This is a genomic window from Blautia sp. TM10-2 (genome assembly GCF_003480845.1).
In the GTDB taxonomy this organism is placed as follows: Bacteria; Bacillota; Clostridia; order Lachnospirales; family Lachnospiraceae; genus Fusicatenibacter; species Fusicatenibacter saccharivorans.
The window spans coordinates 40441-55256 of record NZ_QUJZ01000010.1 but is presented as its reverse complement, the minus strand read 5'-3'; the positions used below and the strand labels follow the sequence as shown (position 1 = coordinate 55256).

Below are 14816 nucleotides of genomic sequence, written 5' to 3'. Positions count from 1 at the left end.
TTTTGAATGGACGGTTATTTCAGTTCCTGTTCCGCCTTTTTCCAGACCTCTTCGTCCAGATCGGTCAGTGCCAGTGCATCGGCGAGTTCACGCACTCGTTTTACGGTGAGATAAAAATAATTCACGCCGCAGGTCAATGTCCGTTTTAAGGAACGGGCAAGGACACTGCCATGCGTTTCCAGCCCGGCGCGGTCGAATTCGGCGAGGTAGCCTTCGAGATCGTAGGGAATCTGAAAACATTCGATCTGCCATGTGCTGTTTTCCAGCGTCAGAATCGCGAAATGGGCATGGCCGCCGACTCCATCAAGCGCAAGCCCAAGGGAACCGGGATTCAGGTATGTTTTTCCGGCATATTCTCTTTGCTCCTGCTTGTGGCTGTGCCCGCCGAGCAGGATTGCGGCATCGAGATTTTCCAGATGGGACAGCAAAAGCTCCGGATGCAGACCGAAATTCCCACGGAGTTCTCCGGGCGCGCCGTGACAGAGACGAAGTGCCGGGAAGAGAGATTCGCGGCAGGTATCCGGTATGATTTCTTCCTGCGGAACAAAAACAGGAATCAGCCGGCCTGACTCATGCATTTTTCCGATCAGAACTCCGTCTGTCGGCAGCTGTTCGAAAAATTCCAGATCCTGTCCGGTAAGATTCCGAAACGTATAATCCAAAAGTCCGCTTGTCGAGGAACCTGCCTTCCAGTTCTGCGGATGCCGGAGATTTTCCAGCAGATATTCTTCCCTGTTTCCCCGCACCAGATAGCAGGGAAACTCCTCCTGCATTTCGCGAAGCACTCTCATCATCCGTTGCGGAAAAGGCCCGTCTGTTACAAAATCTCCCAGCCCGATGATACCGTCGATCTCCTGACTGCGAAGAAATGCCAGCACCTTTGCGAGCGCATAATAATTCCCGTGAAGATCACTGATTACTGCTAATTTCATGTGTCGTCCTTTCTGTGATATTGAGTCAAAAGGTGTTTTGTCCCAACATCTCTCTATATCAAAATTATAAAATGCGAGATACTGTTTCGATTTTATCAGATGGAGAGAAAGAACGCAATTTAAAAACCTGCTGACAGAAAAAGCATGTTATGATAAGATCAAAGGCAGAGAGTTTCGAATATATTTACTGTCGGAGGGAATGTATGATTAATCGGGAAGACATGCTGGAGCTGACGAGGAGGATGACGCCGGCGCGGACTTCGTTTGTGCGGATGGCGGGTTGCTATACGGATTCGGATGGGGAGTATGACGGCAGTTTCAACATTCATTTTCTGAAACTGTCCGGTTCGGAAAAGGCCAGGAATCTGGCGATTGCCAAGAAAATTCCGTTTGCGGAATCGAATGAGAAGCTGCGGGAATACCGTTTTCCGGAAACATCCCAGGGGCCGGGCAGTATCTGGCAGATGCTGATGGCGCTGCGGGAATGCGGACTGAAGAACGATGCGCTGTTGGAAACGTTCTATGATATCCTGATCGAAGGATTGCAGATTCACGGGGCTTATGCCATTTACATGTTTTATGACCGGTATGATATTCCTGCAAAGGCTTCCGATAAAGAGCGCCTGGGGGAATCCGAGGAGATGTTCCCCTATCTGATCTGCGCTGTCTGCCCGTTGGTTGGAGAATACGAGCCGGGAAATCCTATCTGTGGATTTCTGTTCCCTGCCTTTGTGGACCGGAGCGGAGATCTGGAACGGGTTGATATTTATGCAGAGCGTGCAGCGTGGGGCGATCAGATGGCCAGCATTCTTGGCGCGAAGGGCAGAAAATTCAGATGCGGTCTGTAAAAGAAAAAATCAAAAGTGACGGATCAAACCAGGTGCTGATGTGCCTGGCAGTAAAAAAACTTCCCGGCGAACCTGCATATATCGTTCGCCAAGGGAAGTTTTTTAGATACGGGAGCAGCAGAAGTGCATATTTACTGTGCCATCCCCGCTCCATTCTGTGTAGTTGCTCCGTTTTCCTGCGGATTCTGCGTCTCATTGTCGCCGCCGCTTACCACATCGTCCACCGCGCGGCCGACATCCTCAACGCCCTCACCGACACCACGGGTCACATCTTCAGCGGCGTCGCCGACATCATCTCCAAGGGTATTTCTATCCCCGGTATTTGTACCGTTCGTACCGTTGGCATTCCCATCGGTGCCCTCCGTCACATCATTTACATTGTCGTTTGACGGCATCTCTGTCGTATTGACATCGTTTCTGTTATCCGTCTGTCCCATGTCGCTCTCCGTGTTGGTATTGCCATTTCCGGTGTCGTTCGTGGTGTTGTTTCCACAGGCCGTCATCCCGGCCAGTAATACCGCCAATGCCAGCGTCATACACACTCTTCTGATTTTTCTCATCTTCAAAATCTCCTTTCCCTAACAGTGTCTGGACAGTTGCTAGTATTTGAAAAATGCCGGAAAATATACGGAAAAAAGAGGCTTTTGGAAATCTTGACAAAGGAAGAAAAAAACACTAAAACAAAAAGTACGAAAACGGACTAAAAACGAAAACAGGATATATCGAAATGGAAGTCAATCCGGCAAACCGGCGGGAAAAAATCATCAGTCTGACTGAAACGGGAAAACAGTATGCGAGAGAGCTGGTTCTTCCGCTGTTTCAGTCCGAGGAGGAAGCTGCGGCGCAGTTTACGGAGCAGGAGATGAAAGAAGTAATCCGGATGCAGGAAAAATTTGCCGATGCACTGGCAAAGAGTATGGAGGAAAAGGTATCCATAGTTCACAATCTGTCCGCTTCGTGATATGATAACAGCAGAATTCGAAAAGGAGAGAAAGAGAATGAAAGAAGAACTGAAGAAATCCCTTCGCACCTACGGCGCCCTGCTGCTGCTCGGTGTGACCGGCGTTCCGCTCGGTGCGGCAGTCGGTCTGATTGAGGCGCTGTTCTGCCGTCTGCTTTTGAAAGTCACGGCTGTTCGCGTGGCACATCTTTTCTGGTGTCTGCCGTTTCTCGCTATGGCAGGTCTTGTGATCGTGGCAGTCAATCAGAAATTCGGTGGCAGGGGAAAAGGAGGCATGAGTCTGATTTTTGATGTAGCGTATGAAGAGGAGACAGAGCTTCCGCTTCGCATGATTCCGCTGGCAATGCTCTCAACGGCGTTGACGCATCTGTTCGGTGGAAGTGCCGGCCGCGAGGGCGTTGCCGTTCAGATCGGTGCTGTGTTTTCCTATTTTGCCGGCAAAAAATTACCGTTTAAAAACGCGCCCGGTATCTTTCTGGTAACCGGTATGGCCGCCGGCTTTGCGGGCATGTTCGGAACGCCGATTGCAGCTGTGATCTTTGCGGTAGAGGTGCTCGCTGCGGGTGAAATGCGGTACGAGGCACTGCTTCCGGCGTTTACCGCATCTTTCTCTGCGAGCGCTGTAGCTTCCCTGCTTGGAATCCGCAAAGAAAATCTGGCTGTCCACATCAGCGAAAGCCTGACACCGTTCCTGCTGGTGCGTCTGATTACACTTGGTATTATTTTTGGAATCACAGGCGGCCTCTTCGCCTGGTGCTTAAAGCACACGAAAAAATATCTCGGCGAAAAAATCAAAAATCCGCTGGTGCGTGTTTTCTCCATCGGTGTTATCCTTAGCATTCTGTTCCTGCTTCTGTACCGCGGACGGTATTGCGGCTTTGGAACGAATCTGGTGGAAGCGGTATTTCATGGGGAAAAGGTATATGCATATGACTGGGCGCTGAAATTTATCCTGACAATTCTGACGCTGTCCGCCGGGTTTCAGGGCGGCGAGGTAACACCGCTGTTTACCATCGGAGCAACCCTGGGAGCAGTCCTTGGCAATCTGTTCGGTATTCCGGTGGAGCTTTCCGCGGCGCTTGGCTATGCGGCGGTTTTTGGCGGCGGAACCAACACCTTACTGGCGGCTATTTTCATTGGCGGCGAGATTTTTGGCTACGATTATCTGCCATATTTCTTTACTGTCTGCACCGCGGCCTACGTATTCAACCGCAACAGCTCGATCTATTCCCGCCAGAAACTGACGAAATACAGCTGCTGATAACAGAAACGTCACAAAGTTATCACACACCGTTACGTGTTACAGTTCACTGGTGCCCAGCGAACTGTAACATTCGCAACCCTCATTTAAAGTTTTGCTTCGCAAAAGGAGGGTTGCTCACACCTGAAACATGTTCTTACGCAGCGAAACAGCAAGTGTTTCACTGCTGGGTGAACAGTAACGGTTACGTTACGATACGGGTTGACGCGTTTCCGGGAATGAGGTTATACTAGAGGTATCATATACGAAAAAGGAGTAACGAATTATGAAAGGTATCGTACTTGCCGGAGGTTCCGGCACACGTCTTTATCCGTTAACTATGGTAACATCGAAACAGCTTCTCCCGATCTATGACAAGCCGATGATCTATTATCCGCTGTCTGTTCTTATGAATGCAGGCATCCGCGACATCCTGATCATCTCCACCCCGCAGGACACCCCGCGTTTCGAGGCACTGCTCGGTGACGGCCATCAGTTCGGTGTACAGCTTTCCTACAAGGTACAGCCAAGCCCGGACGGACTGGCACAGGCCTTCATCATCGGCGAGGAGTTCATCGGGGATGATTCCGTTGCCATGGTGCTCGGCGACAACATCTTCTTCGGACACGGTCTGAACAAACGCCTGAAAGCAGCAGTAGAAAACGCTGAGACCGGAAAAGGCGCAACCGTATTCGGCTATTATGTAGATGATCCGGAGCGTTTCGGGATCGTAGAATTTGACTCCGAGGGAAAAGCCATCTCCATCGAAGAGAAACCGGAGAAACCGAAATCAAACTATTGTGTTACAGGTCTGTACTTCTATGACAACAAAGTCGTAGAGTATGCAAAGAACCTGAAACCGTCACCGCGCGGAGAACTTGAGATCACCGACCTGAACCGGATCTATCTGGAAGACGGCAGCCTGAACGTTGAGCTTCTCGGACAGGGCTTCACCTGGCTGGATACCGGTACACATGAGAGTCTGGTAGAGGCAACCAACTTCGTAAAAACCATCGAGACCCATCAGCACCGCAAGATTGCGTGCCTCGAGGAGATCGGTTACCTGAACGGCTGGATCGGCAAAGACCAGCTTCTGACCGACATCGAGCCGCTGAAGAAAAACCAGTACGGCCAGTACCTGATGGACGTGATGAACGGAAAATATATCGACAAATAAAAGCGAACAGCGTTGAAGAAAACTGCCCCGGAAGAAAAATCCGGGGCAGTTTTTGAAAAAAAGTGCTTGACCATGACATAACGTCATCCTTTATACTCATGGTACAAACAGAAAATCAGACTGAAAAACAAGAGACAGACAAAACATAACGATAACAAAATCAGAAAAAAGGAGAACCATTATGAGAGTATTTGTAACAGGTGTAAAAGGCCAGCTCGGCCATGACGTCATGAATGAACTTGCAAAACGCGGTCATGAAGGAATCGGCGTTGATATTGAAGAAATGGATATCACCGATGCAGAAAGCGTAAGAAAAGTCATTACCGAAGCAAACCCGGATGTCGTAATCCACTGTGCAGCATGGACCGCTGTAGACCTTGCTGAGGATGATGACAAAAAAGAAAAAGTACATCAGGTCAATGCAGTCGGAACCGAGAACATCGCAAAAGTCTGCCATGACCTTGACTGCAAAATGATCTACATCTCCACCGACTACGTATTCGACGGCCAGGGTACCCGCCCGTGGGAGCCGGATGATGAGCGTCATCCGCTGAACGTATACGGCCAGACGAAATACGAGGGAGAGCTCGCGGTAGAGAAATGGGTGAAAAAATTCTACATCGTCCGCATCGCATGGGTATTCGGCGTGAACGGAAAGAACTTCATCAAGACCATGCTGAACCTTGGAAAGACACACGATCATCTGACTGTTGTAGATGATCAGGTAGGAAGCCCGACCTACACCTACGACCTGTCCCGCCTGCTTGTTGACATGGCAGAGAAAGAGAACTACGGCCGCTACCATGCAACAAACGAGGGACTCTGCTCCTGGTATGAGTTCGCCTGCGAGATTTTCAAACAGGCCGCTGAGATCGATCCGGCTTACGGAAAAGTAAGTGTATCACCGGTAAGCTCTGACCAGTACCCGGCAAAAGCAAAACGTCCGTCCAACAGCCGCATGAGCAAAGAGAAACTGACCGAGAACGGATTCGAAAAACTGCCGACCTGGCAGGATGCGCTGCACAGATATCTGCGCGAGATCGAATTCTGATAGCAAACCCCGAAAATAATGCAAAAAAGCAGTTCTGAATTTTTTTATCCTCTTCCGGCAAGAAGACACGTTCTGCGGTGGGAGATGAATTTATAGCAAGACCAGAAAATAACGCAAAAAATTCAGCACTGCAGAACGTGAATTACTGCGTCACGGATTTTCGTCGTACCCCGGTACGCCTTCAAATCCGTTCCTTGTAATTCGCGCCCTGCAGCACTGCCTTTTTTGCGTTATTTTCTGGTCTTGCTATAGTTTCTGAGATTGCTATAAACATTTCCAATATGCGGAGTTCCCGGTAAAACGGGGGCTCCTTTTTCTTATGCCAAACCCATGCATTCAACAGGGAGAATGCCCTTTTTTCTTTTGTGAATATTGACAGAAAATGCCGTTAAAATTCTCACATTGGATCCGGGTATTTCTGTTGACATTTGAACATGAAATTGCCATTATGAGAGCAGAATCTTTACGTATCCGGCAGGGGGCAGGAGCGTGAAGATAACAAAAGAAGGCATGGGGGATGAAGCAATGAAAAAGAGTCTGTTTTACCGGGCAAAGAAGATGCCGCCATCTGCGCAGATCATGCTGCTGTTTGCCGTCGAGGGTGTATTTCTGCAATATATCACATCGATTAACAGTTTCGGCCTGAATCTGTATGCAACAAACATGGGTGCAACCGACAGTCAGATCGGTATTATCCAGATGGTGCCGAACATTGTAGCGTGTGCGGCACTGCTGCCGCTTGGAATTCTGGCGGATCGTCTGAAGTCGACAAAGACGATACCGATGCTTACGCTTCTTGTGATGTGTGCCGGCTATGCATTTCTTGGAAGTGTACCGGCACTCGGCGAGAGATGTATGGAGCTGTTTTTTGTATCACTGGCATTTACTGCGGGGGCACTTGCTATTTACAATGCGCAGTGGCAGGCAATGTTCGGTGCTGCGGTTTCACTGCGGCAGCGAAACGATGTCTATGCCTTTCGGAATCAGTTCATGTTTGTGATTGGCATTCTTGCACCGGTGATCTGCGGGATTCTGATGGGAAGATGCCACACGGCCGATGGAAAACTTCTGGTACTCCGAAGCTTCTTTTATCTGTGTGCTGTCTGCGTTCTGCTGCAGGCCGCTGCAATCAAAAAAATCCCGGTGAAACAGCAGGAGGAGGGCAAAGCTCCGGCAGAAGCGGGGAAGGCATCCTCACGTTTTTCTGTTTCTGATCTGCTGGAGGCGATCACAAGCGTGGGGAAAAATAAAGCATTGCGCTGGTTTTTCGTGCCGGTGGTCTTTTTCTATATCACCTGGCAGCTTGACTGGAGCATGTGGTATTTAGGACAGGTCAAATATTGCAAAATGTCGGAGATGACACTTTCCATCTGCAACGGTGTTTTCAATATCGGTCAGCTTGCGGCAGTTGGAATGATCGCGAAGGTTGTCCGGAAAAAATCGCCGGATTTTGCACTGATTTTCGCCGGGATCGGTCTTTGCTTCTGCCCGGTTATTATGATTTTGGTTCCACATTTACCGTTGGCGTACCGCGGGGTTACTTTTATTGTTCTGATGACGGTTCTGAACGCTCCACAGTGTGCCGTTGCACTCTGCACGGTACAGATTCTTTTAAATGCCGCACCGGAAAAGAACCGTTCGCTTTTGATCAGCCTCTTTACGATGATGACGACGCTGACCAACAGTGTTCTGCCGCTGCTCGGTGTCCGTCTGTATACGGCACTTGGGGCAGACCTTACGGCACTGTACCGGTTCAACCTGATAGATCTTGGGGTTCGCATTTTATCCACACTCGGGCTGATATGGCGTTATCAGAAGGCGAAAAAAGATGGCTTTCTGACAAAGATTTCGGATTGAGACGGGCCGTAAAAGCCGAAAATAACATTTACAACAGGAACGATATCGTGTATGATAAATGTGGCTTTCTTTGCACGTATGGAAAAGAGAAGCGCAAAAAGGAGTTTAAACAATGAAATGGAATAAATTTACATTAAAAACAAGATCGGAAGTGGAAGACATTGTGATCTCCACTCTGGCCGATGTGGGAATCGAAGGCGTGGAAATTCAGGACAAACAGCCTTTGACCGAGAGCGACAAACAGCAGATGTTCGTGGATATCATGCCGGATATTCCGGATGACGACGGCATTGCCTACCTGAATTTTTACCTCGATGTGGATGAGGACAAGGAGAAGGTTCTTGCAGATGTCCGTGCGGCACTTGCAGAAATGCAGGAGTTCCTGGACCTTGGAGAGTGCACCATCACAGAGTCTGAGACAGAGGACAAGGACTGGATCAACAACTGGAAACAGTATTTCAAACAGTTCTATGTGGACGACATTCTGATCATCCCGTCCTGGGAGGAAGTAAAGCCGGAAGACCGGGATAAAATGATCATCCATATCGATCCGGGCACAGCCTTTGGAACGGGTATGCATGAGACAACACAGCTTTGCATCCGTCAGTTAAAGAAATATGTGACAAAGGATACCGAGCTGCTTGATGTCGGAACCGGAAGCGGTATTCTTTCGATTATTGCACTGAAGCTTGGTGCGCGTCATGCGGTCGGAACAGACCTCGATCCGTGTGCGGTTCCTGCGGTTGAGGAAAACAAAGAAGTCAATGGAATTCCGGTAGAAGCTTTTGATATGATGATCGGAAATATCATTGATGACAAAGAAGTACAGGACAGAGTCGGATACGAGAAATACGATATCGTTACCGCCAATATTCTTGCAGATGTTCTCGTTCCGCTGACGCCGGTAATCGTACACCAGATGAAGCCGGGCGCTGTTTATATCACATCCGGCATTCTCGATGTGAAAGAGGAAGTTGTCAAAGAGGCAGTCGTTGCAGCGGGACTTGAAGTGGTTGAAGTTACACATCAGGGCGAATGGGTTTCTGTTACAGCAAGAAAACCGATGTAAATTAAGAAAAGCGAAACACCAGAAGAGAAAGAGAACAGATTCATGTACCGTTTTTTTGTAGAAGAAAGTCAGATTTATGACGGCACTGTCCACATCACGGGCAGTGACGTTAATCACATCAAAAATGTGCTCCGCATGCGGCCGGGCGAAAAAATACTGGTCAGTACCGGAGGCGAAAAGGAATATCATTGTGCCGTTTCGGATTTCCCGGAAGGTGAGGTTCTTGCCGCAGTAGAAGAAGTCACAGCAGCAGACAGAGAACTCCCGTCCGGAATTGTACTGTTTCAGGGTCTGCCAAAAGGTGACAAAATGGAACTGATCATCCAAAAAGCAGTGGAACTTGGTGCGACGGAAATTGTTCCGGTGGAGATGAAACGCTGCGTTGTGAAGCTGGACCGGAAAAAGGCGGAAAAGAAAGCAGAGCGTTGGCAGACGATCGCGCTTGGTGCTGCAAAGCAGTCCAAACGGATGCAGATTCCGACGGTACACATGCCTGTTACATTTCAGCAGGCGCTTGCAATGATGGCAGAATCAGACGTCCGCCTGATGCCGTATGAGAACGCAGAGGGGATGGAAGGAACGAGAAGAATTCTGGAATCCATTGAACCGGGTGAATCTATTGCGATCCTGATCGGACCGGAGGGCGGCATCGACGAAGCGGAAGTGGAAATGGCCATGAAGGAAAAGGTAGAGCCGATTACGCTCGGAAAGCGCATTCTGCGCACGGAAACGGCCGGAATGACCGTGCTTTCCATTCTGGTGTATCTTTTAGAAGGAAGGGAACGAACAAGATAATGGAAGCATATCTGGACAATTCCGCAACCACCTGTGTTTATCAGGAAACCGCAGATCTCGTCTGTGATCTGATGGTAAATCATTATGGAAATCCGTCTGCGATGCATCAAAAAGGGGTAGAAGCAGAACAATATATCAGAACCGCCCAGGAAACGCTGGCAAAGATTCTGAAAGTCAAAGAAAAAGAAATTTTCTTTACCTCCGGTGGCACAGAGTCCGACAACTGGGCGCTCGTCGGAACAGCAATGGCAAATAAGAGAACGGGAAACCACATCATCACAAGCGCGATCGAGCACTCGGCCGTGTCGGCACCGCTGGCATTTCTGGAGGAGCAGGGATTCCGTATTACGCGCCTGCCGGTAAATAAAGAAGGCCTTGCGGATGTGAACGAACTCGAAGAAGCGATCACGCCGGAGACGATTCTCGTTTCGATTATGTATGTCAACAATGAGATCGGTTCTGTTGAGCCAATCGGGGAGATCGGACGCAGAATCAAGGCGAAAAATCCGAAAACGTATTTTCATGTCGATGCGATCCAGGCGTTCGGCAAATACCGGATTTATCCGAAACGGATGGGCATCGACATGCTCTCCGTGAGCGGCCACAAGATCCACGGACCGAAGGGAAGCGGCTTTTTATATATTGATGAGAAAGTAAAAATCCGTCCGCTGATCTTAGGCGGCGGCCAGCAGAACGGCATGCGTTCCGGAACCGACAATGTGCCGGGCATCGCAGGCCTTGCGAAATCCGCTGAGATCGTTTACAGGCATTTTGACGAGCAGACTGCGCAGATGCGTGCCTGCAAACACCGTCTGATCGAAGGCTTGCGGGAGCTGGACGATGTGGTCATCCATGGCATGCCGGAAGAAGAGGGTGCGCCGCAGATTGTCAATGCATCGTTCTTAAATGTGCGTAGTGAAGTGCTGCTGCACACGCTGGAGGACCGCCAGATCTACGTTTCCGCCGGAAGCGCCTGCTCATCACACAAGAGAGCCGGAAGCCCGACGCTGACTGCCATCGGCGCATCGAAAGCCGAGATGGAGTCTGCCGTGCGGTTCAGCTTCAGCGAATTTACGACACTGGAACAGATTGATTACACCCTGGATACGCTGCGCGAGGTACTGCCGATGCTGCGCAGATTTACCAGGAAATAATAGAAAGAGGAAAATTATGATTACAATACAGCCGGAAATTGAAATCCTGAGCACCGAATCCTACGAGGATATGCTGCGCCGGATCGAGAAAATCGGAAGAGTCTGCTACAAGAGCGAGGAGCGCATTGGAGAAGGCACTGCAGAGAAATTTATTGCAGGCATCATCAAACGCGGCCATGAATCCGTCATTGAGCACGGCTCCATCACCGTAAAAGTAACGTGCGACCGCGGCGTGACCCATGAGATCGTCCGCCACCGTATCGCAAGCTACAGCCAGGAGAGCACCCGCTACTGCAACTATTCGAAAGATAAATTTGGAAACCAGATCACCTGTATCGACCTGGCAACCGGATTTTCCTATGATCTGGACGACGAGAACGACCGTAAAAAATACGAGGTATGGCAGAAAGCAATGGAAGCTGCAGAGCAGTATTACTTCCAGATGCTCGAACTCGGAGCAAAGCCGGAGGAGGCAAGAAGCATTCTTCCGAACTCCCTGAAAACCGAGATCGTCATGACCATGAACTTAAGAGAGTGGCGCCACTTTATCCGGCTTCGAAGCGCCAACGCCGCACATCCGCAGATGCGTCAGGTATCTGACCTGATCCTGAAGAAATTTTCTGAGGAATATCCTCTGTTCTTCCGTGATCTGGCTGAGAAAAAAGGAGAATAAAAAACGATGATCTACAAAGCATTTCTGGTAAAATATGCCGAGATCGGCATTAAAGGAAAGAACCGTCATCTGTTCGAGAAAGCGCTCTGCGTACAGATGGAGCACGCGCTTGCCCCGGTAGACGGAAATTTCCAGGTCACCCGTGAGATGGGACGAATCTATGTCAACACCGAAGGAGACTTTGATTACGAGGGCGCTGTCGATGCGCTGACAAGAGTTTTCGGTATCGCCGAGATCTGCCCGGTTGTCATTTTAGAGGACACCGGCTTTGAAGATCTGGCAGAGGCAGTGGTTTCCTACGTGAAAGAGCTGTACCCGACCGAGGAGAAAACCTTTAAGGTATGCGCACGCCGTGCGAACAAAAACTATCCGATGCACACAATGGAAGTCAACTGCGAGCTGGGCGGCCGCATCCTCGATGTCTGCCCGAACCTCAAAGTAGACGTTCACGAGCCGGATATCTATCTGAACGTCGAGCTGCGTCAGAAGATTTATCTGTACTGCGAGAGCATCGCAGGCCCTGGCGGTATGCCGGTTGGCACAAACGGACAGGCCATGCTGCTGCTTTCCGGCGGTATCGACAGTCCGGTTGCCGGATACATGATCGCAAAACGCGGTGTTAAGATTGATGCCGTTTACTTCCACGCTCCGCCGTACACCAGCGAGAGAGCCAAACAGAAGGTTGTGGATCTTGCAAAACTCGTTGCACGCTACAGCGGCCCGATCCGTCTGCATGTGGTCAACTTCACCGAGATCCAGCTTGCAATCTACGAAAAATGCCCGCACGACGAGCTGACCATCATCATGCGCCGTTATATGATGAAGATCGCAGAAGCGTTTGCACGTCAGGACAAATGCCTTGGCCTGATCACCGGAGAGAGTATCGGACAGGTGGCAAGTCAGACGATGCATTCCCTCGCCGTTACCAACGAAGTCTGCACCATGCCGGTCTTCCGTCCGCTGATCGGTTTCGACAAACAGGAGATCGTCGATATTTCCGAAAAAATCGGTACGTACGAGACATCCGTTCTGCCGTATGAGGACTGCTGCACGATCTTCGTTGCAAAGCATCCGGTGACAAAACCGAACCTGAATGTCATCAAATGCTCCGAGCGCCATCTGGACGATGTGATCGACGAGATGATGGAACGCGCAGTTTCTACCGCAGAGACGATCGAGGTCTGCTAAGGAAAACTTGCTTTAAAGAACAAAAAGGCCGGATCTTGTTTTGGGGGTTCTGAAAAACAAGATCCGGTCCTGATGATAAACAAAGACAAAAAAAGAGCCGCGGCGAGTGCGCGGCCCTTATGTTCTATCGTAATTATACAATGTACGGAGCAAGAACATCAAGTACGGTCTGAAGAGCATCTCCATCAGCATGGACGTTCAGGTCGATCGGTTTGGAAAGGTCGAGGCTGAAGATTCCCATGATGGATTTTGCGTCGATTACGTATCTTCCGGATACCAGATCGAAATCAAAATCGAATTTGGAAATGTCGTTGACGAAAGATTTTACTTTGTCGATAGAATTAAGAGAAATCTGTACTGTTTTCATGTTTGTAATCCTCCCTGTTATTTGGTTAACATTATTTATTACCCTCATTTAACAGCTTTATCTTACCGTCTGGAGGGGAAAAAGTCAATGCGAAAACATACAAAGATAAAGTGGAATCTTCGTGATTTTTAATAATAAAGATGAAGAAGAAAGGAGTATGGCATGAAAAAAACGGTAGCTTTGCATAATCTTGGGTGTAAAGTGAACGCATATGAGCTGGAAGCCATCCAGCAGCTCCTCGAAAACAGAGGGTACGAGATCGTGCCTTTTGCACCGGGAGCGGATGTTTACATTATCAATACGTGTACCGTGACGAACATTGCGGACCGGAAATCGCGGCAGATGCTGCACAAAGCGAAAAAGATGAATCCCGATGCGGTTGTCGTGGCCTGCGGCTGTTATGTGCAGGCGGCTGGGGAAAAACTCGAAGAGGATACGGCGATTGATCTGATCATCGGAAATAATAAGAAGAAAGATCTTGTGGATATTCTGGAAAACTTTCTGGCAGAACGTGAGGATGGTGGAAAACCATCCGACGCGGAGTGTAAGAGCTTCCTCGTGGATATGACACACAACCGTGAGTACGAGACACTCTCGATCAGCAAAACGGCGGAGCACACCCGCGCATTCCTGAAAGTACAGGATGGATGCAATCAGTTCTGTACTTATTGTATTATCCCGTACGCGCGCGGCAGAGTCAGAAGCCGCCGCCAGAGTGATGTGGTAGAAGAAGTAAAACGTCTGGTGGAGGCCGGATACCAGGAAGTCGTGCTGACCGGTATCCACCTTTCCTCCTACGGACTCGATTTCCCAGAGGGCGAAAAAGAGACGCTGCTCGACCTGATCCGCGCTGTTGATGCAGTGGACGGCATCAGAAGAATCCGTCTCGGATCCCTGGAGCCGGGCATCATCACCGAAGAGTTTGCAGAGGCGATCGCCGCAATGCCGAAGGTGTGCCCGCATTTCCATCTTTCGCTGCAGAGCGGAAGCAATGGAACACTGAAGCGGATGAACCGGAAATATACCGCAGAAGAATACAAACACAAATGCGATCTGCTGCGTAAGGTATATGGAAATCCGGCGCTGACGACCGATGTGATTGTCGGTTTCCCGCAGGAGAGTGAGGAGGAGTTTGAAGAGTCGCGCGCCTTTGTCGAGGACATTCATTTCTTCGAGACTCACATCTTCAAGTATTCGAGAAGAGAAGGCACCCGCGCCGCAGCGATGGCAGGCCAGATTCCGGAGCAGGAGAAGACGAAGCGCAGCCATGTTCTGCTGGAACTGGACGAGAGACGGAGACAGGAATATATGGAAGGCTTCTTCGGAAAAGAGCTGGAAGTGCTCATGGAAGAAGAAGTCGAGATCGACGGCGTCCGTTACTGGACGGGACATACGAGAGAATATCTGCGCGTTGCCGTTCTTTCGGAAGAAAATCTCATGAATCAGATGGTGCTTGTCACCCCGTCGAGAATCCATGGAAAAGACTGTCTGATGTAGGAAATGA

General features: G+C 49.6%; 15 protein-coding genes. 12 read left to right on the top strand and 3 right to left on the bottom strand.

What is annotated here, in order from left to right; genetic code table 11:
- Positions 1 to 14: 14 nt before the first annotated feature.
- On the bottom strand, positions 15 to 932 hold the full coding sequence (locus DXD92_RS11430; RefSeq protein WP_117761429.1) for a metallophosphoesterase family protein: 918 nt from the start codon (positions 930 to 932) through the stop codon (positions 15 to 17).
- Positions 933 to 1135: 203 nt separating this feature from the next.
- On the opposite strand from DXD92_RS11430, the gene DXD92_RS11425 reads away from it, so the two are divergent.
- The gene (locus DXD92_RS11425; protein WP_055220785.1) at positions 1136 to 1780 is read left to right on the top strand and encodes a DUF4317 family protein; all 645 of its coding nucleotides are present in this window, start codon (positions 1136 to 1138) and stop codon (positions 1778 to 1780) included.
- Positions 1781 to 1911: 131 nt separating this feature from the next.
- Here the strand turns inward: DXD92_RS11425 and DXD92_RS11420 are convergent, their stop codons facing one another.
- Positions 1912 to 2340: a hypothetical protein gene (locus DXD92_RS11420; protein ID WP_117510459.1), complete on the bottom strand. Its 429-nt coding sequence runs from the start codon at positions 2338 to 2340 to the stop codon at positions 1912 to 1914.
- Between the two features lie 167 nt (positions 2341 to 2507).
- Here DXD92_RS11420 and DXD92_RS11415 point away from each other — a divergent pair, with 167 nt between their 5' ends.
- The 10 genes from DXD92_RS11415 (at position 2508) to thiI (ending at position 12945) form a co-directional block, all read left to right on the top strand.
- Positions 2508 to 2741 carry a hypothetical protein gene (locus DXD92_RS11415; RefSeq protein ID WP_117801352.1) on the top strand — a complete coding sequence of 78 codons (234 nt, stop codon included), beginning with the start codon at positions 2508 to 2510 and terminating at the stop codon, positions 2739 to 2741.
- Between the two features lie 37 nt (positions 2742 to 2778).
- Positions 2779 to 4002: a chloride channel protein gene (locus tag DXD92_RS11410; RefSeq protein ID WP_118640551.1), complete on the top strand. Its 1224-nt coding sequence runs from the start codon at positions 2779 to 2781 to the stop codon at positions 4000 to 4002.
- Between the two features lie 265 nt (positions 4003 to 4267).
- Positions 4268 to 5158 carry a glucose-1-phosphate thymidylyltransferase RfbA gene (gene rfbA, locus DXD92_RS11405; RefSeq protein ID WP_022461852.1) on the top strand — a complete coding sequence of 297 codons (891 nt, stop codon included), beginning with the start codon at positions 4268 to 4270 and terminating at the stop codon, positions 5156 to 5158.
- A 181-nt stretch (positions 5159 to 5339) separates the two neighbouring features.
- Complete coding sequence (gene rfbD / locus DXD92_RS11400; RefSeq protein WP_022461851.1) at positions 5340 to 6209, top strand: dTDP-4-dehydrorhamnose reductase; 870 nt, start codon at positions 5340 to 5342, stop codon at positions 6207 to 6209.
- Positions 6210 to 6698: 489 nt separating this feature from the next.
- The gene (locus tag DXD92_RS11395; RefSeq protein WP_118640550.1) at positions 6699 to 8066 is read left to right on the top strand and encodes an MFS transporter; all 1368 of its coding nucleotides are present in this window, start codon (positions 6699 to 6701) and stop codon (positions 8064 to 8066) included.
- Between the two features lie 112 nt (positions 8067 to 8178).
- Positions 8179 to 9135: a 50S ribosomal protein L11 methyltransferase gene (gene prmA / locus DXD92_RS11390; RefSeq protein WP_022461849.1), complete on the top strand. Its 957-nt coding sequence runs from the start codon at positions 8179 to 8181 to the stop codon at positions 9133 to 9135.
- A 42-nt stretch (positions 9136 to 9177) separates the two neighbouring features.
- Entirely contained in the window at positions 9178 to 9930 is a 753-nt protein-coding gene (locus tag DXD92_RS11385; RefSeq protein WP_022461848.1) for a 16S rRNA (uracil(1498)-N(3))-methyltransferase, read from the top strand.
- The gene (locus tag DXD92_RS11380) at positions 9930 to 11084 is read left to right on the top strand and encodes a cysteine desulfurase family protein (RefSeq protein WP_118640549.1); all 1155 of its coding nucleotides are present in this window, start codon (positions 9930 to 9932) and stop codon (positions 11082 to 11084) included. Before DXD92_RS11385 ends, DXD92_RS11380 begins: the two co-directional genes overlap by 1 nt.
- 16 nt (positions 11085 to 11100) lie before the next feature.
- Complete coding sequence (gene thyX, locus DXD92_RS11375; protein WP_022461846.1) at positions 11101 to 11757, top strand: FAD-dependent thymidylate synthase; 657 nt, start codon at positions 11101 to 11103, stop codon at positions 11755 to 11757.
- Positions 11758 to 11763: 6 nt separating this feature from the next.
- Positions 11764 to 12945: a tRNA uracil 4-sulfurtransferase ThiI gene (gene thiI, locus DXD92_RS11370; RefSeq protein WP_118640548.1), complete on the top strand. Its 1182-nt coding sequence runs from the start codon at positions 11764 to 11766 to the stop codon at positions 12943 to 12945.
- 133 nt (positions 12946 to 13078) lie between these two features.
- Here the strand turns inward: thiI and DXD92_RS11365 are convergent, their stop codons facing one another.
- Positions 13079 to 13312 carry an HPr family phosphocarrier protein gene (locus tag DXD92_RS11365; RefSeq protein WP_022461844.1) on the bottom strand — a complete coding sequence of 78 codons (234 nt, stop codon included), beginning with the start codon at positions 13310 to 13312 and terminating at the stop codon, positions 13079 to 13081.
- 162 nt (positions 13313 to 13474) lie between these two features.
- Between DXD92_RS11365 and mtaB the strand changes: the two genes are divergently transcribed.
- Positions 13475 to 14809 carry a tRNA (N(6)-L-threonylcarbamoyladenosine(37)-C(2))-methylthiotransferase MtaB gene (mtaB, locus tag DXD92_RS11360; RefSeq protein ID WP_118640547.1) on the top strand — a complete coding sequence of 445 codons (1335 nt, stop codon included), beginning with the start codon at positions 13475 to 13477 and terminating at the stop codon, positions 14807 to 14809.
- The last annotated feature ends 7 nt before the right edge of the window (positions 14810 to 14816 follow it).

Bases quoted from the DNA above. Each gene is read 5' to 3' on its own strand.
- DXD92_RS11425 (WP_055220785.1), top strand. From the start codon at position 1,136: ATGATTAATCGGGAAGACATGCTGGAGCTGACGAGGAGGATGACGCCG.
- thiI (WP_118640548.1), top strand. From the start codon at position 11,764: ATGATCTACAAAGCATTTCTGGTAAAATATGCCGAGATCGGCATTAAA.
- DXD92_RS11420 (WP_117510459.1), bottom strand. From the start codon at position 2,340: ATGAGAAAAATCAGAAGAGTGTGTATGACGCTGGCATTGGCGGTATTA.
- prmA (WP_022461849.1), top strand. From the start codon at position 8,179: ATGAAATGGAATAAATTTACATTAAAAACAAGATCGGAAGTGGAAGAC.
- DXD92_RS11365 (WP_022461844.1), bottom strand. From the start codon at position 13,312: ATGAAAACAGTACAGATTTCTCTTAATTCTATCGACAAAGTAAAATCT.
- DXD92_RS11380 (WP_118640549.1), top strand. From the start codon at position 9,930: ATGGAAGCATATCTGGACAATTCCGCAACCACCTGTGTTTATCAGGAA.
- DXD92_RS11385 (WP_022461848.1), top strand. From the start codon at position 9,178: ATGTACCGTTTTTTTGTAGAAGAAAGTCAGATTTATGACGGCACTGTC.
- rfbD (WP_022461851.1), top strand. From the start codon at position 5,340: ATGAGAGTATTTGTAACAGGTGTAAAAGGCCAGCTCGGCCATGACGTC.
- mtaB (WP_118640547.1), top strand. From the start codon at position 13,475: ATGAAAAAAACGGTAGCTTTGCATAATCTTGGGTGTAAAGTGAACGCA.
- DXD92_RS11430 (WP_117761429.1), bottom strand. From the start codon at position 932: ATGAAATTAGCAGTAATCAGTGATCTTCACGGGAATTATTATGCGCTC.
- rfbA (WP_022461852.1), top strand. From the start codon at position 4,268: ATGAAAGGTATCGTACTTGCCGGAGGTTCCGGCACACGTCTTTATCCG.
- DXD92_RS11410 (WP_118640551.1), top strand. From the start codon at position 2,779: ATGAAAGAAGAACTGAAGAAATCCCTTCGCACCTACGGCGCCCTGCTG.
- DXD92_RS11415 (WP_117801352.1), top strand. From the start codon at position 2,508: ATGGAAGTCAATCCGGCAAACCGGCGGGAAAAAATCATCAGTCTGACT.
- thyX (WP_022461846.1), top strand. From the start codon at position 11,101: ATGATTACAATACAGCCGGAAATTGAAATCCTGAGCACCGAATCCTAC.